16 protein-coding genes and 4 pseudogenes are annotated in these 22,995 nt (G+C 64.7%); 10 read left to right on the top strand and 10 right to left on the bottom strand.

What is annotated here, in order from left to right:
- Positions 1-7: 7 nt before the first annotated feature.
- The 9 genes and pseudogenes from LRS08_RS00350 to LRS08_RS00310 all read right to left on the bottom strand — a co-directional run bounded on the left by LRS08_RS00350 (position 8) and on the right by LRS08_RS00310 (position 7,834).
- The gene (locus LRS08_RS00350; protein ID WP_260481189.1) at positions 8-520 is read right to left on the bottom strand and encodes a CbrC family protein; all 513 of its coding nucleotides are present in this window, start codon (positions 518-520) and stop codon (positions 8-10) included.
- Entirely contained in the window at positions 520-1,131 is a 612-nt protein-coding gene (gene eda / locus LRS08_RS00345) for a bifunctional 4-hydroxy-2-oxoglutarate aldolase/2-dehydro-3-deoxy-phosphogluconate aldolase (RefSeq protein WP_260481188.1), read from the bottom strand. Before eda ends, LRS08_RS00350 begins: the two co-directional genes overlap by 1 nt.
- Positions 1,128-2,098: pseudogene (gene glk, locus LRS08_RS00340) on the bottom strand (glucokinase). Before glk ends, eda begins: the two are co-directional and overlap by 4 nt.
- A gap of 20 nt (positions 2,099-2,118) precedes the next feature.
- Positions 2,119-3,943 (bottom strand): annotated as a pseudogene (edd, locus tag LRS08_RS00335) (phosphogluconate dehydratase).
- Positions 3,944-3,948: 5 nt separating this feature from the next.
- Positions 3,949-4,656, bottom strand: coding sequence for a 6-phosphogluconolactonase (pgl, locus tag LRS08_RS00330; protein WP_260481187.1), 708 nt, complete (start codon positions 4,654-4,656; stop codon positions 3,949-3,951).
- A gap of 40 nt (positions 4,657-4,696) precedes the next feature.
- Positions 4,697-6,154, bottom strand: coding sequence for a glucose-6-phosphate dehydrogenase (gene zwf / locus LRS08_RS00325; RefSeq protein ID WP_260481186.1), 1,458 nt, complete (start codon positions 6,152-6,154; stop codon positions 4,697-4,699).
- 78 nt (positions 6,155-6,232) lie between these two features.
- Positions 6,233-7,165 (bottom strand): N-acetyl-gamma-glutamyl-phosphate reductase, encoded by a 933-nt coding sequence (gene argC, locus LRS08_RS00320; protein ID WP_260481185.1) that lies wholly within the window; start codon positions 7,163-7,165, stop codon positions 6,233-6,235.
- Positions 7,162-7,542 carry an SH3 domain-containing protein gene (locus tag LRS08_RS00315; RefSeq protein WP_312026637.1) on the bottom strand — a complete coding sequence of 127 codons (381 nt, stop codon included), beginning with the start codon at positions 7,540-7,542 and terminating at the stop codon, positions 7,162-7,164. Before LRS08_RS00315 ends, argC begins: the two co-directional genes overlap by 4 nt.
- A complete protein-coding gene (locus LRS08_RS00310; protein ID WP_260481184.1) occupies positions 7,472-7,834 on the bottom strand; it encodes a MarR family transcriptional regulator in 363 nt (120 codons plus the stop codon). Before LRS08_RS00310 ends, LRS08_RS00315 begins: the two co-directional genes overlap by 71 nt.
- Positions 7,835-8,036: 202 nt before the next feature.
- Between LRS08_RS00310 and secG the strand changes: the two genes are divergently transcribed.
- From secG to LRS08_RS00295, 3 genes are all read left to right on the top strand, one after another.
- The gene (secG, locus tag LRS08_RS00305; protein WP_260481183.1) at positions 8,037-8,375 is read left to right on the top strand and encodes a preprotein translocase subunit SecG; all 339 of its coding nucleotides are present in this window, start codon (positions 8,037-8,039) and stop codon (positions 8,373-8,375) included.
- 83 nt (positions 8,376-8,458) lie between these two features.
- Entirely contained in the window at positions 8,459-10,096 is a 1,638-nt protein-coding gene (locus tag LRS08_RS00300) for a CTP synthase (protein ID WP_260481182.1), read from the top strand.
- 62 nt (positions 10,097-10,158) lie between these two features.
- Positions 10,159-10,725, top strand: a complete 567-nt coding sequence (locus tag LRS08_RS00295) for a DUF1579 domain-containing protein (RefSeq protein ID WP_260481181.1) — start codon at positions 10,159-10,161, stop codon at positions 10,723-10,725.
- A gap of 88 nt (positions 10,726-10,813) precedes the next feature.
- Here the strand turns inward: LRS08_RS00295 and LRS08_RS00290 are convergent.
- Positions 10,814-11,280, bottom strand: a pseudogene (locus LRS08_RS00290) (Hsp20 family protein).
- A gap of 250 nt (positions 11,281-11,530) precedes the next feature.
- Between LRS08_RS00290 and LRS08_RS00285 the strand changes: the two are divergent.
- The 7 genes and pseudogenes from LRS08_RS00285 (at position 11,531) to LRS08_RS00255 (ending at position 22,957) form a co-directional block, all read left to right on the top strand.
- A complete protein-coding gene (locus tag LRS08_RS00285) occupies positions 11,531-14,056 on the top strand; it encodes a TonB-dependent receptor (RefSeq protein WP_260481180.1) in 2,526 nt (841 codons plus the stop codon).
- Between the two features lie 485 nt (positions 14,057-14,541).
- Complete coding sequence (locus tag LRS08_RS00280) at positions 14,542-15,792, top strand: lipoprotein-releasing ABC transporter permease subunit (protein ID WP_257845547.1); 1,251 nt, start codon at positions 14,542-14,544, stop codon at positions 15,790-15,792.
- Positions 15,785-16,459, top strand: a complete 675-nt coding sequence (locus LRS08_RS00275; protein ID WP_257845548.1) for an ABC transporter ATP-binding protein — start codon at positions 15,785-15,787, stop codon at positions 16,457-16,459. The genes LRS08_RS00280 and LRS08_RS00275 overlap by 8 nt, the downstream gene beginning before the upstream one ends.
- On the top strand, positions 16,456-17,058 hold the full coding sequence (gene lepB, locus LRS08_RS00270) for a signal peptidase I (protein ID WP_257845549.1): 603 nt from the start codon (positions 16,456-16,458) through the stop codon (positions 17,056-17,058). Before LRS08_RS00275 ends, lepB begins: the two co-directional genes overlap by 4 nt.
- Positions 17,059-17,067: 9 nt before the next feature.
- A pseudogene (locus tag LRS08_RS00265) lies at positions 17,068-17,548 on the top strand (glutathione peroxidase).
- A gap of 199 nt (positions 17,549-17,747) precedes the next feature.
- The gene (dnaE, locus tag LRS08_RS00260) at positions 17,748-21,230 is read left to right on the top strand and encodes a DNA polymerase III subunit alpha (protein ID WP_257845550.1); all 3,483 of its coding nucleotides are present in this window, start codon (positions 17,748-17,750) and stop codon (positions 21,228-21,230) included.
- Between the two features lie 131 nt (positions 21,231-21,361).
- Positions 21,362-22,957 (top strand): long-chain fatty acid--CoA ligase, encoded by a 1,596-nt coding sequence (locus tag LRS08_RS00255; protein ID WP_257845551.1) that lies wholly within the window; start codon positions 21,362-21,364, stop codon positions 22,955-22,957.
- Positions 22,958-22,995: the final 38 nt, after the last annotated feature.

Raw genomic sequence — 22,995 nt, 5'->3', positions numbered from 1 at the left:
CGCTACCTCAATCAAGGTCGATCACCGCGCGCCAGCGGTCGCTATCCACTTCGCGGAACAGCAGCGCATAGGGGGATTGCTCCTCCGGATCCCAGCCGATTTCGTCAAACGCAGCGGCAATGGCCGCGCGTACCTCCGGCAACGCGAGCAGGGCGGGGTCATCCCCGGGGCCGATATAAGCAAGCGGCATGCCATCCAGCACGGGCCACACGAACGGATTGAAACAGGCGACGCCCGGCGTGCGCTGCATTAATTCGCGTGCCGGCTCGGGCGCTGCGCCAATCAGGCGGATATCGTGAAAACCAAAATCTGCGCCGTTGAGGGCCGCGCCGGTTCGGCCATCGGCAAGGCAACGGGCACAGAGATTTTTCAGCTCTGCAACTGAATAGACTGAGCCAGTGTAGCGCCAGCCACAGGGTAACCGACACACGTCGCAAAGCGCATCGGATCGCTCCATCGGTCCGCCATCGGCATAGGCACCCGGATAGAAGCGGAACTGTGGCTGACGGCTCGCGTCCATCAGCGTTGCGCGAGCGTCGCCGCCTCCCGCGCCAGTGCTTCGACTTCGGCCATGCTCGCGCCCTTGGGCGTTACCCAGCTGCCTCCGACGCACAGGACGGGGTCGAAGCCGAGCCAGTCGGGTGCGGTCGCCGCGGAAATGCCGCCAGTGGGGCAGAACTTCGCTTCGTAGAACGGGGCGGCGAGGGCTTTCAGCGCCTTGAGTCCGCCGCTGGTTTCCGCCGGGAAGAATTTGAAGTGGCGCAGGCCGAGGTCGTAGCCACGCATGATATCGCCGGCATTGGCGACACCGGGCAGGAACGGCACGCCGCTTTCGACGATCACCTTGCCGAGCCGTTCGGTCAGGCCGGGGGAGACGATGAATTCGGCGCCCGCATCCATCACCTGCGCGAACTGGTCGGGGTTGACGACGGTGCCGGCACCGACGATCGCGCCTTCGACCTTCTTCATCTCGCGGATCGCGTCGAGCGCGGCGGGGGTGCGCATCGTGACTTCGAGCACCTTGAGACCACCTGCGACCAGCGCTTCGGCGAGGGGCTTGGCGGTCGCCGCGTCGTCGATGACGAGGACGGGGATGACCGCGCTGGTCCGCATGATGGTTTCGATGCTCATTGCGTATGCTCCTGCGCATAGGCCGCCGCCGCGCCGTAAAGGCCGGGCTGGGGGTGGGTGATCAGCTTGACGGGGATCGAGGACATCAACCCCTGGAAGCGCCCCTTTGCGACGAAACGCTGGGCAAATCCAGAGCCGAGCAGGTGATCCTTGAGCCGGAAGCCGAGCCCGCCCGCGATGACGACGCCGGTTGGGCCGTGCGCGAGCGCGAGATCGCCCGCGACCGCGCCGAGGCTGAGGCAGAAGCGGTCGAGCGCGGCGACGGCGAGGCTGTCCTTGCCCTCCAGCGCGAGGGTCCAGATTTCCTTGTCGGACAGGCTATGCACCGCCTTGCCCTCAATCTGCGCCAGCGTTTCGTAGATCGGGACGATGCCGGGGCCGGACACGATCCGCTCGGCCGACACGCGGGTGTAGGTCGAGCGGAGGCGGCGGACATAGGCGTCCTCGATGCTGTCGAGCGGGGCGAAGTCCATATGCCCCCCCTCGGTCGCGATGACGTGATAGCCGCCGCTGGGGGGACGGAAGACCTGCGCGACGCCCAGGCCAGTGCCGGGGCCGCAGACGGTGATCGATCCCTTTTCCGGCAACGCTGTCATCGGGCCGCACAGATGGACGAAATCGCTGTCGGGAAGCTGGGCGACGGCATGGCCGATCGCGCCGAAATCGTTGATCAGCGTGTAGGAATCCACCTCCAGCCGTTCCTTGATCAGGGGCGGGCGGATGATCCACGGATTGTTGGTCAGCTTGATCAACTCATCGTTGATCGGCGAGGCAATGGCGATCGCGGCGGCGCGCGGCATGGTGCGGCCAAATTCCTTGGCCGATGCCTGCCAGGCGAGCTGGAAGCTGCCATGATCGGCGGTCTTCTGCGTCACCGGCTCGCCGAGCGAGACGACGCGGCCCTTTCCACTTCCGCAATGGCGAAGCGGGCATGGGTCCCGCCGATATCGACCGCTACGACTTCCATCACTCTCCCTTTTCTCGTTCTTAGAGGCCGGCTGCGGCGAGCATCGCCGAACCGCCGGCTTCCGCCTCGCTCGCGCCGAGGCGCATCATTGCGAACAACTCGCGGCCCGTACCGGATTCCGGCGGAGGCGCGGCGCAGATTTCGCGCGCGTCCCATTCGGCGGGATCGACCAGCGCCTGGAGGACGCCTTCCTCTGCGCACAGGCGCACGACGTCGCCATCGCGCAGCTTGCCGATCGGGCCGCCGCCCAGCGCCTCGGGCGACAGATGGATCGCGGCGGGCACCTTGCCGCTCGCGCCCGACATGCGGCCGTCGGTGACCAATGCCACGCGGAAACCGCGATTCTGGAGGACGCCGAGCGGGGGGGTGAGCTTGTGCAGTTCGGGCATGCCGTTGGCGCGCGGCCCTTGAAAGCGGACGACGACGACGACGTCGCGGTCGAGTTCGCCCGCTTTAAAGGCATCCTGCACTGCCTGCTGCGTCTGGAACACACGGCACGGGGCCTCGATCGTCCAGCGGTCGCGCTCGACCGCGCTGACCTTGATGCAGGCGCGGCCGAGATTGCCGGAGAGGATACGGAAGCCGCCCTCGTCGGAGAATGGGGCGTCGATCGTGCGCAGGATCGTGTCGTCGCGGCTGACCGCGCCATGATCGTTCCAGACCAGCGCGTCACCGTCGAGGCCGGGCTTCTTCGCATAGGCGTCGAGCCCGTCGCCGAAGGTGGTCAGCGTGTCGCCATGCAGGATGCCGCCCTTCAGCAACTCGCGGATGACGAAGGTCGGGCCGCCGGCATCCTCGAACCCGTTCACGTCGGCCGAACCATTGGGATAGACCCGCGCGAGCAGCGGCACGGTACGCGACAGCCGGTCGAAATCCTCCCAGTCGATCAGTACCCCCCGCAGCACGGGCGATGGCTGGCAGGTGGATCAAATGGTTGGTCGACCCGCCGGTGGCGAGCAGCACGATTGCCGCGTTGATGATTGCGCGCTCGTCGACGACCTCGCCGATCGGGCGATAGTCGTTGCCGTCCCAGCCGATCTCGGGGAGCCGCTGAACCGCCGCCCTGGTCAGTTGCTGGCGCAGCTTGGTGCCGGGATGGATGAACGACGCGCCGGGAACGTGCAGGCCCATCGCCTCGACCATCATCTGGTTCGAATTGGCGGTGCCGTAAAAGGTGCAGGTACCCTTGCCATGATAGGCGGCGATTTCGGAATCGAGCAGCTCTTCGCGGCTCGCCTTGCCCTCTGCGTAGAGTTCGCGAACCTTTGCCTTTTCCTTATTGGCGATGCCGGTGGGCATTGCGCCGCCGGGGACGAGGATCATCGGCAGGTGGCCGAAGCGCAGCGCGCCCATCAGCAGCCCGGGCACGATCTTGTCGCAGATGCCGAGCAGCGCGGCGCCTTCGAACGTGTTGTGGCTCAGCGACACTGCGGTCGACATGGCGATGGTGTCGCGGCTGAACAGCGACAGCTCCATCCCGGCATAGCCCTGCGTCACGCCATCGCACATCGCCGGAACGCCGCCCGCGACCTGCGCCGTCGCGCCCGCTTCGAGCGCCCAGATCTTCATTTGTTCGGGGTAGCGGTAATAGGGCGCGTGGGCGGACAGCATGTCGTTGTACGCGGTGATGATGCCGATGTTCATCCGGTTGCCCGGCTTCATCGCGTCGCGCTGTTCGTCGGTGCCGGCATAGGCATGGGCGAGGTTGGCGCAGCCCAGGCCACGACGGCTGACCCCGCCTTCGCGCTGCTGCGTCATCAGCGCGCGATAGGCGGCGCGGCGGTCTTTCGAGCGGGTGATGACGCGATCGGTGACGGCGGCGATTTCGGGGTGGAGGGTCGCCACGCTGATTACTCCAGCCAGTGGACGTCGACTGGAAGTTCGGTCTCGGCGAGCACGCGGCCGATCGGGTAGCTGCTCGACGCGCCCTGCTTGATCGCCGCTTCCAGCACCTTGCGCTTCTCAGGCCCGGTGATCGCGATCATCAGCGACTTGGCGTTGGCGATGGCGGCGGCGGACAGGGTGACGCGCGCAACCGGTGCCTCGGGCGGCAGCGGATCGGGCATGACGCCCAGTGCGCGGCGTTCCTTCGGACCGTTCAACGCCTCGTCAAAATCGGGGCCGGGGAAGATCGACGCGGTATGGCCGTCCGCGCCCATGCCGAGCAGGACGAGGTCGAGCGGGAAGTGATGATCGGCGAGGCGCGCATCGGCGGCGCGGCCGGCGGCCTTGTAGTCGTCGGCCTTCTCGCTCACCAGCGGCACGACGCGCGCACCCTTCGGGATGAACACCTTGCCGAGGCCGGTGACGTTGGACAGCGCGTCGCCGAGCGGGACGATGCGGTCGTCGGTCGGAACGATCGTCACGCGCTTCCAGTCGAGCTTCGCCGCGGCTAGCTTTTCATAGACCGGGGCGGGGGTCTTGCCGCCCGCCAGCGCGATCACCGCGCCGCCGCGCGCATCGATTGCGCTTTCGATGATGAAGGCGATGTCGCCGGCGAGCGCGTCGCTCCACTCGCCCGCTTCCTCATACTCCCACCATTCGATTTCTTCGGCCATTTCAACAACTCCAGTGGGAACTTTCAGTTCGGTTCGAGGGTCATTCGTTCCAGGTCACGCCGTCGCGTTCGGTGAGTGCGATGGCGGCGGACGGGCCCCAAGTGCCCGACGCATAGGGCTTTGGCTTGACGTCTGCCATGTCCCAGCCGGCACGGATCGCATCGATCCAGGTCCATTGGGCCTCAACCTCGTCGCGGCGCACGAACAAGGTGGGGTCGCCCTCGATCAGGTCAAGCAACAGCCGCTCATAGGCGATGCGGCGGCGCGTTCCGGCAAATTCTGTGTCGAGGCTGAGGTTGAGCGGCACTTCGCGGAGCCGCACGCCTTCGCGATCTAGGCCCGGCTCCTTCGCCATCACCAGCAGACGGACATATTCTTCCGGCTGAATGCGGATGATGAGGGTGTTCGACTGGAGCACCCCGCCGCGCTCGGCGAAGATCGAATGCGGGACCGGCTTGAACTGGACGACGATCTCGCTGCGCCGTTCGGTCATGCGCTTGCCGGTGCGCAGGTAGAAGGGGACGCCCTGCCAGCGCCAATTGTCGACATGCGCCTTGATCGCGACGAAGGTCTCGGTTTTCGAGGGTTTTTCCAGCTCCTCGGCGTATCCCGCGACGATCTTTCCGGTCGATGCGCCACCGGTATATTGGCCGGTGACGGTCAGATCGGCCGCGTCGCGCCCGGCGATCGGGCGGAGCGAGCGCAGCACCTTGACCTTTTCGTCGCGGATCGCGGTGCCGTCGAAGCGGGCAGGGGGCTCCATCGCGATCAGCGCGAGCAGCTGGAGGATATGGTTCTGGACCATGTCGCGCAGCGCGCCGACATCGTCATAATAGCCTGCGCGGCCCTCAAGCCCGACCGTCTCGCTGACGGTGATCTGGACATGGTCGATGCCCGCCGCGTTCCAGATCGGCTCGAACAACGAATTGCCGAACCGGAGCGCGAGGATGTTCTGGACGGTTTCCTTGCCCAGATAGTGGTCGATGCGGAAGGTGCGGTCTTCGGGGAAGACCGACGCCACTGCGTCATTGATCTCGCGGCTTGACGGCAGATCGGTGCCGAGCGGCTTTTCGAGGCCGATGCGCACATTGTCACCCGCCAGACCTGCCGAGGCGAGACCCTTGATCGTCGGCTCGAACAGTTTGGGCGCGGTCGACAGGAAGATGGCGAGGCCGCCTGAAATGTCGCCCAGCTTCTTCGCGAGGTCGTCATACCCCTCAAGCGTTGAAGCATCGAGCGCCTGATACTGGACCCGATCCAGGAAACTGGCGATCGCGGCGGCGTCCTTGCGGTCTTCCGGCAGGAAGGTTTCGAGCGCCTTGGCACAGAAGTCGCGATATTCGGCATCTGACAGCGTTGACCGCGCGGTCCCCGTGATCGTCAGTTCTTCGGGGAGAAGATGATCTGCATGGAGGCCGTAGAGCGAGGGAATCAGCATCCGCTGGGCCAGGTCTCCCGTGGCTCCGAACAGCAGCAGCTTGCCGAATGGCTGTCGCATCGATCCTCCCAATCGTATCTTCGCGGTCGCCCTAGCAGCGCCAGCGCGGCTTGCGAAGTCGCGCATACCTATTCTGCGCTAAAGCACCAGTCCGGCGGTCGGGTCGAGGCCGGCCATGATGTTGAGGTTCTGCACCGCAGCCCCGCCCGCGCCCTTGCCAAGATTGTCGAGTGTCGCGATCAGCCGCGCCTGGCCGCGATCGGCATTGCCGAACACGCGGATGGTCAGCCTGTCGGTGCCTGCATCGTCCTCAAGCCGGACGAGCGACGCATCATTCTCCTCGATCACCCGGACGATCGGCGAATCGCGATAGGCGTCGGCGAGGGTCTGGAGAATCTGTGTCGGCGACGGCTTGCGGGGCAAGGCAGCGAGCGCGAGCGGCACTTCGATCAGCATGCCGCGATAGGCATGAGCCACGGCTGGCATGAAGATTGGCGGATGCTCCATGCGGGCGTGCTTCTGCATTTCGGGCAGATGCTTGTGGTCGAGGTCCAGGCCATAGGCGCGGAAGCCGGTCGGTTCGGACCCATCCTCGAACTCGGCGATCATCGCCTTGCCGCCGCCCGAATAGCCCGATGCGCCGCCGGCGCTGAGCTGCCAGTCGGCGGGGATCAGGCCGGCGCGGACCAGCGGGCGGACCAGCGCGAGATAGCCGGTCGGCCAGCAACCGGGATTCGACACTCGCGGAGCTTCGGCGATCGCCTGTGCCTGGGCTGGCTCAAGTTCTGCAAAGCCATAGGTCCAGCCATCGGCGACACGATGCGCGGTCGATGCGTCGATCACACGCGTGCGCGGGTTGTCGATCAACGCCACCGCTTCGCGTGCGGCATCGTCGGGCAAGCACAGAATAACGAAATCCGCGCTGTTGAGCGCCTTGGCGCGCTTCGCTGCGTCCTTGCGGTCGGCATCTGCGAGCGCGATCAGCTCGATTTCGCTACGTCCGGCGAGCCGATCGCGGATTTCGAGTCCGGTGGTTCCGGCCGCTCCGTCGATAAAGACCGAGATCGTCATGCGACACGTCCGAGATCGGACGCTGCAACATAGCCGACTAGACCATGAGCCGGGGCGCTGCCCCAGGCGAGGCCGGCAGAGAGCTCAAGCGCTTCAAACAGATCGCCGGCGTTCAGCGTTGCCAGTAATTCGGTACCGGCATCCCTGCCCGCGCGCAGCGCGGTTGCGCGGGTGGCGACGTGCGTGAGGTGCGCGGCATAATGGGGCGCGAAGACGCGATCGGCCAGACGGACGTCCGCAAGGTCGCGGCGTACCGGCTCATGGCGCGGGTCAAGCTGGGCCGACCGCCCGGTCAGCGCGAATCGGTTACGCGGATGCGGATTGTCTGCCGGTGCTGCCGACGCTGTCGCCGGTGACGAATTGTCCGAATTCTGCAAGAAACTCCGCCCCTTCAGGTGTGCGCGCGACGAAGATGTTCCGCTTGTCGGTCTCGTCGCGCTGTCGGCGCAGATAGCTTAGTGCGCCCAGCCTGTTCAAGGCACGTGTAACTACGGGCTTCGACACGTTGAGAGCACGGGCCAACCCACGCACCGTATGCGGCCCGGGTTCGAGATAGACGAGCAGCATCAGCGCCATCTGGCGATTGGTCAGATCGGGTTCACCGGACCGGACATAATCGATCAAGGTCGATTTCCACTGGTCCAGTGAATGGTCGCTTATGGCATTCATAGCGCTACTCATCATTCCGTTACAGCTCCGGAAGAAACCGGACATTCGGGTTCATTAACGCCCCGATTGCGAAAGCGTTTCAGTCCAATGACGAAATGTTCCGTTTCGGTGACGATCCCCGAAGCGGCGTTGCGGGCGATACGCGGTTGATCCGCGCCGCGCGCTTCCCTATGTGGCCGGTTTCCCGAGAAAGACCGCCAAGATGTTTACCTTCCTCCTCGTCGTACATGCCGCCATCGCATTCCTGCTGGTGACGGTGATTCTGATGCAGAAGTCCGAAGGTGGCGGCCTGACGACGGGTGGCAGCCCGTCGGGCCTGATGTCGGCGCGCGGGGCGGCCAATTTCCTGACCCGCGCGACAGCGATCCTGGCCGGCGCGTTTGTGGTGATGAGCATCACGCTGGCGGTGCTGGCGGCGACGCGCGGCGATACCGCGATCGACACCAGCCGTGCGGCGTCGCCGACAAGCCAGACCGCCCCGGCGGCGCAGCCGGCCCCGGTCGTGCCTGCGGACAACAGTGCGGTCCCGCTCGCCAACTAACCCATCCGATCGAAACTTTTTCGGCGGCGCCCGGAGTCGGGCGCTTGCCCAAACTTGTGCATAAAGGCTAAGCGGTGACTCCCATGACGCGGTATATTTTCATCACCGGCGGCGTGGTCTCCTCGCTTGGCAAGGGCCTGATGGCCGCCAGCCTTGCGGCGCTGCTTCAGGCGCGCGGATACAAGGTCCGCATTCGCAAGTTCGATCCCTATCTGAACGTCGATCCGGGCACGATGTCGCCATACCAGCATGGCGAAGTCTATGTGACCGACGACGGGGCCGAGACCGACCTCGATCTTGGTCATTACGAGCGGTTTACCGGCGTTGCGAGCCGTCAGTCGGACAACGTCACGTCGGGCCGAATCTACAAGACGATCATCGAGCGCGAGCGGCGCGGTGACTATCTGGGCGCGACCGTCCAGGTGATTCCGCACGTCACCGACGCGATCAAGGACTTTGCACAGGCGGAGACCGAGGATCTGGATTTCGTGCTGTGCGAGATTGGCGGCACCGTCGGCGACATTGAATCGCTGCCGTTCATCGAGGCGATCCGTCAGCTGAAGAATGAACTCGGTCGCGGTCGTTCGATCAGCGTCCATGTGACCTTGGTGCCCTATATCGCCGCTGCGGGCGAGCTGAAGACCAAGCCGACCCAGCATAGCGTGCGCGAACTGGCATCGCTCGGCGTCCAGCCCGACGTGCTGGTGTGCCGGTGCGAACAGCCGCTGCCCGCCGGAGAACGCGCCAAGATCGCGCAATTCTGTAACGTGCCCGCAAGCGCGGTGATCCCGGCGCTCGATGCGCCGAGCATCTATGCCGTTCCGCTGCAGTATCATGCCGAGGGGCTGGACGGGGAAGTGCTGCGCGCGTTCGGGATCGAGCCGGGCGCCGCACCGGACTTGTCGCGCTGGAGCGACATCACCGACCGGCTGTTCAACCCGGAAGGCGAGGTGACCGTCGGCGTGGTCGGCAAATATGTCGGTCTGCCGGATGCCTACAAGTCGCTCAACGAAGCGCTGGTGCATGGCGGCATCGCCAACAAGGTGAAAGTGAATATCCGCTGGATCGACGCCGAGCTGTTCGAGAAGGGCGACGATGCCGAGGTCGCGGCCAATCTGGAGCCATGCCACGCAATCCTCGTCCCCGGCGCATTCGGATCGCGCGGGGCGGAGGGCAAGATTGCCAGCGTCCGCTTCGCGCGCGAACGCAAGGTGCCCTATTTCGGCATCTGCTTCGGGATGCAGATGGCGTGCGTCGAGGGCGCGCGGAACATGGCGGGCATCGTGGACGCATCATCGACCGAGTTCGGCCCGACGCGGGAGCCGGTGGTCGGCATCATCAGCGAGTGGATGAGCAAGGACGGCATCGAGAAGCGCGAGGAAGGCGGCGACCTAGGCGGCACGATGCGGCTTGGCGCGTACCCGGCGAAGCTCGACGGCAATTCCGTGGTCGCTTCGATCTATGGCGGTGAAGAGATCAGCGAGCGTCACCGCCACCGCTACGAGGTGAATACCGGCTATCGCGAGCGGCTGGAGTCCGGCGGGCTGGTCTTCTCCGGCATGTCGCCTGACGGGATGCTGCCCGAGATTGTCGAGCGGCCCGATCATCCGTGGTTCGTCGGCGTCCAGTTCCACCCCGAGCTGAAATCCAAGCCGTTCGACCCGCATCCGCTGTTTGCCAGCTTCATCGAAGCTGCGGTGCGCCAGTCGCGATTGGTGTGATCGGCTGAACTCCGCTATCCTGCCGCCCTGGACAGGAAGGGGGAGTTCCGATGATCCGACAAATGACTCTGGCGACGGCCCTGTGTGCGTCCGCCCTGTGCATCGCCGCGCCCGGTTCGGCGCAACAGGCCGATCCGGCGGTTCTGGCGGCCCAGAAGGCGGCGCTCGACAAGCTCGCCATGCTCGACGGCGAATGGCGCGGCACCGCGTCGGTTTTCATGCCGAACGGCCAGAAATTCTCGATCACGCACACCGAGCGCGTTGGCCCGATGCTGAACGGGACGATCCGGGTGGTCGAGGGGCGCAGCTATACGCCCAATGGCATGTCGCCGTTTCACGCCTTTGCGGTCATCTCCTTTGACGCGGCCAACAAGCGCTACACGATGCGGTCCTATGCGCAGGGGCATCAGGGTGATTTCGCGCTGACGCTGACCGATGACGGGTTTTCCTGGGGGATGACAGGTGCCGACGGGGTGGCGATCCGGTATCGAGCGGTCATCAAGGAGGGCCGCTGGGTCGAAACCGGCGAGCGGATCGTCGACGGCAAGCCGGTCAAATATATGGAGCTGGACGTGACGCGGATCGGCGAGTCGACCTGGCCCGGGGCGGGCGCGGTCCCGGCGAAGTAAGGCTCATACAAAAGGGCGTCCGAACCGAGGGTCCGGACGCCCCATTTTGGCGGCGCGCAAGGGGTGAGCGCACCGCCGGGGGTGCCATTCAGGCGACGTCGCGATGTTCGATCGCGGTCGCCTCGCTGCTGCCGCCGCCGATCGCGATCTTCTTCGGCTTCATCGCTTCGGGAACCTCACGCACCAGCTCGATGATGAGCAGGCCGTCGGTGAGATCCGCGCTCTCGACACGGACGAAATCCGCCAGCTCGAAGCGGCGCTCGAACCCGCGATTGGCGATGCCGAGATGCAGCATCTGGGCAGGATTGTTGTCCTGCGCCTCACCCTTCTTGCCGGAGACCTGAAGCAGATTCTGCTGCGCGACGATCTCGATCTCGTCGGCCTTGAAACCGGCGACGGCGATCGTGATGCGATAGCGGTCATCAGAAATCCGCTCGAGGTTGAAGGGGGGTAATTCTCGCTGCTCGACTGGCGCGCGGTCGTTTCGAGCATGTCGAAGAGCCGGTCGAAGCCGATCGTCGAGCGGCGGAAGGGGGTCAAGTCGATCTGACGCATAGCGTAATCCTCCAATGAGCAATTTCAACGTCTTGCGGCACCCGGATCATCCGCGATGCCAATTTAGCGCGGCCCCGAAGGCGCCGTGCACCGCTGATTTGGGAACTGACCGGCCGCTTTCAAGAGCGCCGGAGCGACAGAAATTCACGGCATAAAGCATACCGATGCAGTAGGAATAGAATTGCTTTGTCGCTAAACCCTACTTGTTTGATGGAGTTTAACGCGGACTTCATCAAGGGGATTTTGACACGTGAGCCTTTCATCCTTCTCGATCCTGCTCCTGGCCAGCGCATCGCCCGCCGCGCTTGCCGAAGAATCCAGGCCCGCAGCAGTCGAAGCCACACGGCCCTCCGGCGAAACCGAGACACCGTCCGCCGACGCGGAGGATGCGCAGGATTCGAACACGATCGTCGTCACCGCGCGCCGCCGATCCGAAAATGTGCAGGACGTGCCGGTCGCGATCTCGGCCGTCGATTCGCTGACACTCGATTCGCAGGGCACCTACAACATCAGCGCGCTGACCAAGCTGCAGCCGACGCTGCAATTCTATTCGCAGAATCCGCGCAACACCTTCATCAACATCCGCGGCATCGGAGCGCCGTTCGGGTTGACCAATGACGGGTTCGAACAGGGCGTCGGAATCTATATCGACGACGTCTATTACAACCGCATCGCGTCGGCGACGCTGGACTTTGTCGATGTCGATCAGATCGTAACGCTGCGCGGACCGCAGGGTACGTTGTACGGCAAGAACACCACCGCCGGCGCGATCAACATTACCACACGCGCGCCCTCGTCCGACTTTGAGGGCAAGGCGGAGGTTTCGCTCGGCAACCTGAGTTTCAAGCAGGGCAAGGCATCGATCTCCGGCCCGATCAGCGACACGCTGGCGGCACGCATCAGCGTGACGGCGACCGATCGTCGCGGCACGATCTACAACACGCGCACCAACAGCTACATTCAGTCGCAGGACAGCGTCGGGTTGCGCAGTTCGCTGCTGTGGAAGCCGAGCAATGGGCTCGCTCTGACCCTCTCGGGCGACTGGAACGTTCAGGATCCGATCTGCTGCGCCTTCCAATATGGCGGTTACGGCCCGACCCAGCGCGCGGCGAACCGGCAATATCCCGCGCTCGTCGCTGCGCAGCAGGCGCAATATCCAGGCCTTCTGCCGACCAATGCGAATCCCTTTGACCGGACCACCGATGTCGATGCGCAGCTTCGTGCCCGGAACGAGCATGGCGGCTTGTCGCTCCGCGCAGTGTGGGACATCGATAACAATAACACGCTGACGTCGATCACAGCGTGGCGCTACTGGGACTGGAAGCCCGCGAACGACCGCGATTACACGATCTATCCGGTCTATACGAAGGTCGAGAACCCGACCCGGCAGAACCAGTATACGCAGGAGTTCCGCTTCAACCACGATGGCCAAGGCTATGACCTGACCGTCGGTCTGTTCGGCTTCCACCAAAAGATTCGCACCAGCGGCGTACAATCGACGGGGTTGGCGGCCAGCAAGTGGCTGCTGAATCCGACCAGTGCCTTGTCGAACAACCCGGCCGTGCTCAACAATGTGGTCGCGATCAACGATATCCGGCTCGATAACACCAGCGTCGCCGCTTATGCCAAGCTGAATTGGGAAATTGTCGACCGCTTCACCGTCTCCCCGGGCATCCGGATCAACTATGACAAGAAGGACGGCCTGTATAACTCGGTGGTGACCGGCACCGCCTCCAACGGCACGCGACAGGTCGTGTCGGCAGATCCGGCCTCGCCATCCTATAGCGATCCGTGGACGGCAGCGCAGCGCGGGGTGCAGGCGTCGCAATATTATGCGCCCCAGCTCAGCGCGTGGAACCTCTCCTACGACCTCAACCTGCGGTACGAGGTGACGGATGACGTCAACGTCTATGCGACCTATGCGCGCTCGTTCAAAACCGCCGGTCTCAACCTGAACGGGGTGCCAGCGGACAGCACCGGTGCCGCGATCCCGCTCTACTTCACGATCAAACCAGAGAAGGTCGACCATTTCGAAGCGGGGGTGAAGACCCAGTTCTGGGATCGTCGCGCCACGCTGAACGTCACCGGATTCTATACCAAGATCAAGGATTTCCAGGCCAGCGTCAGCAACGGTCAGGGCACGACGGTCCGTGGCTACCTCGCGAATGCAGACCGGGTCAGCAGCAAGGGCGTTGAAGCAGACTTTGCGATCCGACCGAGCGATCGTTTCAGCGCCTATGTCAGTGGCGCGTACACCGATGCCAAGTTCGACAGCTTCTGCGACGCGCCGCCACCGCCGGAGCTGGCGGGCGGTACGACGTTGCCGGGCGTGGCGGGCAACAAGTGCGCCTATGTCGGCACGCCCAGCGCGCCGGGTACGCCGGGTGGCAGCAGCCCGCCGGTCTATGACGCTTCGGGCGCGCCGTTGCCGGGCGTTTCCAAATGGGCGTTCTCGTGGGGCGGGGAGGCGAATGCGCCGAGCGAGTTGTTTGGCGAAGAGGGGCAATTCTACTTCGGCTATGACGCAAGCTCGCGCTCGCGTTGGTCGTCCAACCCGTCACCCTCGATCTACACCTGGGTCAGGGGCTACGCGCTGCACAACTTCCGGATTGGCTTCCGCACGGACAAGTTCGATGCATTCCTGTGGGCGCGCAATGCCTTCGACAAGGATTATATCGACCTCTACCTCGCGGGCACGGGCGGCAACACCGGCCTGATCGCGGCGCAGGTCGGCGACCCGCAGACCTTTGGCGGGACGATCAAGTTCAACTTCTGATGGAATGTCGGCGACGCTGCGGGTTCTGAACGCGGGGCCGAACGTCGTCGAACAGGGGAGGGGGCCGGGATGGCTCCCAGGGCTTCCTCCCCGACTCAATTTGGCGGCTTTACCGCGACGGCAGCTCCGGGCGTGCGATCGTGCCCACCAACACCGGTATCTTGTAAGTGTTCGGTCAGCGGAGCGGGCCGCTGCCTTGCCCCAAAATGTCAAACGCCCGGGCCGTTTCCGACCCGGGCGCCTGCGTGACGATGCCTCGTCAGCCCCCTTAAGTGGCCACTTCTGCCCGCGCATCCTTTGCAGGACGGGGCTGAAGAGCCTCCCCGAACCACGGCCATTGCCATTGCTTCGTGGCGCTTTGCTAGGATGGCGACGGAGTGTTGTCACGGGGCGATAACCCTGTTGGGACTCTTTGCGTTCACCCTGTGTTGATTTGGCAACAGCGCGATTGCTTGTGCCCCCCGCCACCCCCTAACACCGCGCCCATGCTGCTTTCCCGATATGAACGCATGATCGCGCGCCGGTATCTGCTGCCGGGCCGGGGCGAGGCCTTTATCGCTCTGGTCGCGTCGATCAGCCTGGTCGCGGTGATGCTGGGCGTTGCCGCTCTGGTGATCGTGATGAGTGTGATGAACGGCTTTCGCGCCGAACTGTTCGACAAGATCACGGGACTTAACGGCCATGCAGTGGTGCAGGGCTATGGCGGCCAGTTGCGCGACTGGCGCGAGGTGGCGACGGAGGCGCGCAGGACGCCGGGCGTGACCAGCGCCACGCCACTGATCGAGCAGCCGTTGATGGCAAGCTTTCAGGGGCGGGTCGAAGGCGTGCTGATCCGCGGCATGACCGTCGCCGACCTGCGCGCCAACCCGACGCTCAACCGCAATGTGGTGATGGGCCGGATGGCCGAGCTGACCCCCGACTGCGAATGCGTAGCGATCGGGTCGCGCCTCGCCATGACGCTGGGCGCGTCTTTGGGAAGCAATGTCCAGCTGATCAGCCCGCAGGGGCCGTCAACGCCGTTCGGCACCGTGCCGCGAATCGTATCCTATCGCGTCGCCGCGATTTTCGAGGTCGGGGTCTATGACTACGACAAGGCGTTCGTGGTCATGCCGATGGAGACCGCGCAGACATTGCTGCTGATGGGCGATTCGGTCAGCATGGTCGAGATCGATACCGAAGACCCCGACCGTGTCGGCGAAATCCTCGCCCCGCTGGCGCAAAAGGTGGTGCAGAGCGCGCAGCTGTCAGACTGGCGCACGCTGAACGCGACGCTGTTCGAGGCATTGGCGGTGGACCGGCTGGTCACCTTCACCGTCCTGTCGATCCTGATTCTGGTCGCGGTGTTCAACATCCTGTCGTCGCTGATCATGCTGGTCCGCGCCAAGACCCGCGACATCGCGATCCTGCGCACAATGGGGGCGACGCGCAGCGGGTTGATCAAGATCTTCGTGACGGTCGGCACCGCGATCGGCGGGCTGGGGATCGTCGCCGGGCTGATCCTCGGCTTCATCCTGCTCTATTTCCGCCAGGGGGTGTTGAGCTTCCTCGGCTTCATCACAGGGCAGGAGATCTGGGATCCGCAAATGCGTTATCTGACCGAATTGCCCGCCAAGACCGACCCGGTGGAGGTCGCCAGCATTGCGCTGATGGCGCTGGGGTTCAGCTTCCTCGCGACGCTCTACCCCGCGTTCAAGGCGGCGAGCACTGATCCGGTACAGGTGTTGCGTTATGAGTGAGCCAGTCCTCCAGACAATGGGCCTGCGCCGCGCCTTTACACAGGGCGATACCACGATCGAGGTGCTGCGCGGCATCGACCTGTCGGTGGAGCCGGGCGAGATCGTCGCGCTGCTCGGTCCATCGGGGTCGGGCAAGTCGACGCTGTTGCAAGCGGTCGGCTTGCTGGAAGGCGGGTTCGAAGGATCGATCCGGATCGCGGGGATCGAAGTGGCGAAACTAGAGAGCCATGAGCGAACCGTGACTCGGCGCGACAAGCTCGGCTTCGTCTATCAGTTCCACCATCTGCTGCCTGACTTCGACGCGCTCGAGAATGTCGTGCTGCCGCAACTCATTCAGAACGCGACCGTCGCCGATGCGCGAGCACGGTCGGAGGCGCTGCTGACCGCGCTCGGCCTTGGCGCGCGGCTAACCCATCGGCCGAGCCAGTTGTCGGGCGGCGAGCAGCAGCGCGTCGCGGTCGCCCGGGCGCTCGCCAACCGGCCGGCCCTGGTGCTGGCGGATGAGCCGACCGGCAATCTGGACGAGAAGACCGCCGACGTGGTGCTCGCCGAATTCCTCCGGCTGGTACGCGGCGAGGGCGCGGCAGCGCTGATCGCGACGCATAACGAGCGGCTGGCGGCGAAGATGGACCGCGTGGTGCGGTTGCATGAGGGGCTGTTGGAATGAAGCTTGCCCATCTGGCTCTGGCCGGGGCGGGCATCGTGCTGCTTGGCGCTGCTGGCTATGGTGCGGCGACACTCATCGAGCATGGTGGCTTGCCGTTCCGCACGTTGGGCGTCGTGTCCGAGAGCATGGCACCGACGCTGAGACCCGAGATGCGGGTCACCGCGCGCAAGACGCCCCCTGAGACGCTGCGACGCGGGAGCATTGCGGTATTTTCGGTTGGTGATTCCTTTTGGGTGATGCGAGTCATTGGCGTGCCGGGCGATCGTGTGGCGATGCGCGAGGGACGCGTCGTGCTCAACGGCACCCTGGTCCCGCAATCCGATGCGGGAACGCTGTCGATTGAAGGCGAGCAGGCCCGCATCCTGGCGGAAACACTACCGGGTGAGCGCAGCTCGTATCGCGTGCTGGATCTCGGATACACGGCCGGCGACAACATGCCCGAAATCAACGTGCCGGCGGGACGGCTGTTCGTGCTTGGCGACAACCGCGATAACGCCGCTGACAGTCGGTTCCCGGCGGAACCGACCGGCGGCAGCGGCATGATTGCGTTTGCGGATGTCTACGGGATCGTGCGCGCAGAAGATCTGGGCGTTGAATAGGAGAGCGATGTGACCACGATCACCGAAATCCCGGTCACCACGGCCAGCGGCGAGCTGGCGGATCTGTCCGAGTTCGCGGGCAAGGTGCTGCTCATCGTCAACGTCGCGTCGAAATGCGGGTTTACGCCGCAATATACGGGGCTCGAGGAACTGCACCGCCGCTATGGCAAGCGCGGGTTCGAGGTGCTGGGCTTCCCGTGCAACCAGTTTGGCGCGCAGGAGCCGGGGGATGCGGCGGAGATCGCGAATTTCTGTTCGCTGACCTATGACGTGACCTTCCCGGTCTTCGGCAAGATCGACGTCAATGGCACGGACGCAGCGCCGCTGTATCGGTGGCTCAAGAAACAGGCTCCGGGGCTGTTCGGGACCGAGGGGGATCAAGTGGAACTTCACCAAGTTCCTGATCGACCGCGAAGGGAATGTGGTCGAGCGCTATGCGCCGCAGACCAAGCCCGAGGATATCGCGGCGGATATCGAAAAATTGCTTTAGGCGATCCAGAAGTTAGCCACCCCGGCCTTGTACCGGGGTCCACTCATCCGCCAACGCCACGATTCAGCCTCCGCCACCGCGCTTGCCCTCTGGTGGACCCCGGCACAGGGCCGGGGTGACGATGAGTCGTGTGGATAAGCTGTGGAGAACCTTCGCGAGCGGGTTCCGCCACCGCTGAAGGATACATATAACCACCTCTATGCCCCATTCCGGCTTTGTCCCCCTCCGCGTCTTCTCCGCCTACACGATGCTCGAAGGCGCGATCGAGCCAAAGGCGATTGCGACGCGGGCGCGCGAGCTGGGGTTTCCGGCGGCGGGCCTCTGCGACCGCAACGGGCTTTACGCGGCCATGCCCTACTCGGATGCGGCGAAGAAGGCGGGGGTGCAGCCGATCATCGGGTCGTTGCTCTGCGTCGAGCGCCCCGACATGCCCGACGGCGTCACGCCACCGCTCGACTGGCTGGCTCTGTTTGCGCAGGACGCGACGGGATATGAAAATCTTTGCCACCTTGTCTCGATGGCGCATCTCGACCGACCGATCGAGAAGGACGCACATGTGCCCTTTTCCGCGCTGGAAGGACGCACCGACGGGCTGATCGCGCTGACTGCGGGGCGTGAAGGTGGGCTGACCCGTCTGTTCGCGGAAGAACAGGACGACGCCGCCATCGCCTATGCCGATCGGCTTCAGGGGCTGTTCGGCGACCGACTGTACATCGAGATCATCCGGCGGCTGGACGAGGTCGAGGCGCGGGCCGAGCCCAAGCTGCTCGACCTGGCCTATGACCGCGGCATTCCGATCGTCGCGACCAATCCGGTCAGCTATGCGGTGCCCGATTTCCATCAGGCGCATGACGCGATGCTTTGCATCGCTGGCTCCGCCTATGTCGCGAGCGACGAGCGCCAGCGGTCATCGCCCGACGCTTGGATGAAGCCCGCGACCGAGATGAAGCGGCTGTTCGACGATCTGCCTGAGGCGATCGACAACACGCTGGTGGTCGCGCAGCGCTGTGCCTTTGCCGCGCCAAAGCGCAAGCCGATCCTGCCAAGCCTGGCCGGCGATATCGAGGGCGAGGCACGGCAGCTGCGCGACGACGCGCGCGCGGGGCTTGAGGCGCGGCTGGAGTATGCCGGGATCACCGATCCGGCCAAGCGGCAGGAATATTTCGACCGGCTGGCGTTCGAGACCGACATCATCGTCCAGATGGGATTTCCCGGCTATTTCCTGATCGTTGCGGACTTCATCAAATGGGCCAAGGCGAACGGGATTCCGGTGGGGCCGGGGCGCGGTTCGGGCGCGGGCAGCGTTGTCGCCTGGGCGCTGACCATCACCGACCTCGACCCGCTGGCGCTGGGGTTGCTGTTCGAGCGGTTCCTGAACCCGGAACGCGTGTCGATGCCCGACTTCGACATCGACTTCTGCGAAACGCGACGCGGCGAAGTGATCCGTTACGTCCAGCAGAAATATGGGCGCAATCAGGTCGCGCAGATCATCACCTTCGGAACGATGAAGGCGCGCGCGGTGCTCAAGGACACCGGGCGCGTGCTTCAGATGAGCTATGGCCAGGTCGACCGGCTGGCCAAGCTGGTGCCGAACCATCCGACCGATCCGTGGACGCTGTCGCGCTCGCTCAACGGCGTTTCCGAGTTCAAGGCGGAGTATGACGGCGGCGCCGATGTCCGCCACCTGATCGATCTTGCGATGCGGCTCGAGGGGCTGCCGCGCCACTCATCGACCCATGCCGCGGGCGTGGTGATCGGCGACCGGCCGCTGGCGGAGCTGGTGCCGCTGTATCGCGACCCGCGTTCGGACATGCCGGTGACGCAGTTCGACATGAAATATGTCGAGGGCGCGGGGCTGGTGAAGTTCGACTTCCTTGGACTCAAGACGCTGTCGGTGCTGCAAAAGGCGGTCGATCTGCTCGCCGCGCGCAACATCACGATCGACCTTGCCGCGCTCGGCTGGGACGATCCGGCGGTGTACGAACTGCTCCAGCGCGGTGAGACGGTGGGCGTATTCCAGCTCGAATCCGAAGGGATGCGGCGCACGCTGACGGCGGTGCGGCCGACCAATTTCGGCGACATCATCGCGCTCGTCTCGCTCTATCGCCCCGGCCCGATGGACAACATCCCGATGTTCGGCGCGCGCAAGGCCGGGCGCGAGCCGATCGAATATCCGCACCCGCTGCTGGAGGGGATCCTCGAGGAAACCTACGGCATCTTCGTCTATCAGGAACAGGTGATGCAGGCCGCGCAGATTCTGGCCGGCTATTCGCTCGGCGGCGCGGATCTGCTGCGCCGCGCGATGGGCAAGAAGATCAAGGCCGAGATGGACGCGCAGCGCGCGCTGTTCGTCGAGGGCTGCGCCAAGGTGAACAATATCCCCGAGGCCAAGGCCAACGAGCTGTTCGACTTGATCGACAAGTTCGCTGGCTACGGCTTCAACAAGTCGCACGCGGCGGCCTATGCGCTGCTCGCCTATCACACCGCGTGGCTGAAGGCGCATTATCCGCACGAATTCTACGCCGCGTCGATGTGCTTCGAACTCGGTCAGACCGAGAAGCTGGCGATCTTTGTCGAGGATATGAAGCGGCTCGGTACGCCGTGTTTGCCCCCCGACATCAATGCGAGCGAGGCCGAGTTTTCGGTGGCCGAGCATGGTGACGGGTTCGCTGTCCGCTATGCGCTTGCGGGTCTAAAGGGCGTGGGCGAACGCGCGATGGAGCTGCTGGTCGAGGAGCGCCAGGCCAAGGGCCGGTTCCAGAGCCTCGACGATTTCGCGCGACGGGTGGACCCGCGGCTGCTCAACAAACGCCAGGTCGAGGCACTGGCCGGGGCGGGGGCGTTCGACAGCGTCGCGCCCGACCGCGCCAAGGTCCATGCCGCCGCCGAGACGATCATGGCGGTGGCGCAGCGCACGCACGAGAATCGCACAAGCGGGCAGGGCGGTCTGTTCGGTGAGGCCGAGCCGGTCGGGTCGGCGATCCAGCTGCCCAAGAGCGCGAACTGGACTTTGGGTCAGCGGATCGAGGCGGAGAAGGAGGCGTTTGGTTTCTTCTTCTCGGCGCACCCGCTCGACCGCTATCAGCATCTGGCGAAGCTGCATTCAGCGCGGAGCATTGCCAGCCTCAACGACATCGAAATCGCCGAGGGCGGGCGTGCGGGCGCAACGATTGCCGCGCTGATCGAAGATGCGCGGTGGCGCACCTCCGCGCGGGGCAAGCGCTACATGATGGCGACGCTGTCGGATGCGAGCGGGACAGTGCCGTGCACCTGTTTCGAGGAACATAGCGCCAAGGAGATGGAGGATGCGGCGCGTGTCGGCGGCTGCGGCATCCTGACCGTCGAGCTCGACCGGCGGCCGGGCGAGGACAGCGCGCGGGTGACAGTGCGCAAGGTCCAGCCGTTCGAGGGGATGGCGAAGGATGTGCGGCTGACGCTGCGCATGGCGGTGCGCGAGGCCGGGACGATGGCGGCGGTCGCCAAGCTGCTGGAGGATGCGCGCGGCGGGCGATGCGAGGTGGTGGTCGATGCGCCCTTGCCCGACGGCGGCGAGGCGGAATTGGTGCTGGGGCGCAATTTCCGGCTCGACGGCGAGCTGGCAACGCGGATCGTGGGGCTGCCGGGAATCGAGCGCGCAGAGCTCAAGCCCACCGCGCAGCCGCGACTGGCGCTGGCAAGCTGAGCGTGACTGGCACCAAAAGATAAAAAGCTGGCGCAGAAAGCGAACAAATCCGCTTTCCTCTTTCCTAAACCGCGTCCTGATCGCACTATGGGTGACGGACGCGGAAACCCGCGCAGATTTGGGAGAGAGCGATGCTGGGCGCGATGCAGGACTTCGAACTTCGGGTACCCCGGGTCATCGAGCATGCCGAGCGTGAATATGGATCGCGCGAGATCATCAGCCGCTGGGCCGATGGCAGCGAGACGCGCACCGACTGGGCAGGGATCGGGCGTGACAGCCGCAAGCTGGCGCAGGCGCTGGAGCGGCGCGGTATCCGCAAGGGCGACCGCGTTGCGACGCTGGCGATGAACCACAGCCGTCACCTGGTCGCCTGGCACGGCACGATCGGGATGGGCGGCATCGTCCATACGATCAACCCGCGGCTGTTCGAGGATCAACTCGCCTATATCGGCAACCACGCCGAGGACCGGGTGCTGATCTATGACAAGGCGTTCCAGCCGATCGTCGACAAGCTCAAGCCGCAATGGAAGACGATCGAGCATTACATCGTGTTCGACGGCGACGGGCCGGACAGCTTTGAGGCTGTGATCGGGGCCGAGGACGGCGACTATGCCTGGGTCGAAGGCGACGAACGTGAGCCGTGCATGCTGTGCTATACCAGCGGCACGACCGGCAATCCGAAAGGTGTTCTCTACACCCACCGTTCATCGATGATCCACGCTATGGCGGAGTTGCAGCCGGCTGTGTTCGACCTGTCGACCCAGTCGGTGGTGCTCCCGGTCGTGCCGATGTTCCACGCGGTGGGCTGGGGCCTGCCCTTTGCCGCGCCGATGGCCGGAGTGAAGCTGGTCATGTCGGCGGTCAATGACGGCAAGACGTTATGCGACCTGATGAACCGCGAGAAGGTGACGCACAGCGCGGGCGTGCCGACCGTGTGGCTGGCGATGTTCCAATATATCGATGAAACCGGCGCGACGCCCGAGCATCTCAAGGTCGTAACAATCGGCGGATCGGCGGCACCCCGCGCGATGATCGAGCGGATCATGAAGATGGGCGCGCGGGTCAACCATGCCTGGGGCATGACCGAAACCTCGCCGATCGGGACGATGGGTGCGCCCACGCATGATTGGGACGAACTGAGCTTCGACCAGAAGGTCGATCAGACCGTATTTCAAGGGCGCGCACCGTTCGGGGTACAGCTGCGCACGGTGGATGACGACGGCAAGCTGCTCCCGCGCGACGGTACCAGTTCGGGGCGGCTCCAGATCAAGGGGCCATGGATCATCAAGCAGTATTTCCAGGACACCAACGGACCGTGCCTGACCGATGACGGCTGGTTCGACACCGGTGACGTGGCGGTACTGCACGCAGACGGGACGATGCAGATCACCGACCGCGCGAAGGATGTGATCAAGTCGGGTGGCGAGTGGATCAGCTCGGTCGATCTGGAGAATGCGGCGGTCGGCTGTCCCGGCGTCGCCGAGGCGGCGGCGATCGGCGTCTACCACCCCAAATGGGATGAGCGGCCGCTGTTGCTGGTCGTGCGCAAGCCGGGCAGCGATGTCGACGAGGCGACGATCCGCACGCATCTGGCGACACAGGTCGCCAAATGGTGGCTGCCCGACGAGATCCATTTCGTCGAAGACCTGCCGCACACCGCGACCGGCAAATTGCTGAAGACCGCGTTGCGCGAGAAGTATCGCGACTTCCAGTTCGCGGGAGTGTGAGTCCGTTCGTCAGAATGCGTCCCTTTCCGTGTTAAGGC

Origin of the sequence: Sphingomonas sp. J315 (genome assembly GCF_024666595.1) — a bacterium.
Taxonomy (GTDB): Bacteria; Pseudomonadota; Alphaproteobacteria; order Sphingomonadales; family Sphingomonadaceae; genus Sphingomonas.
This window is presented reverse-complemented; position numbering and strand designations above follow the sequence as displayed.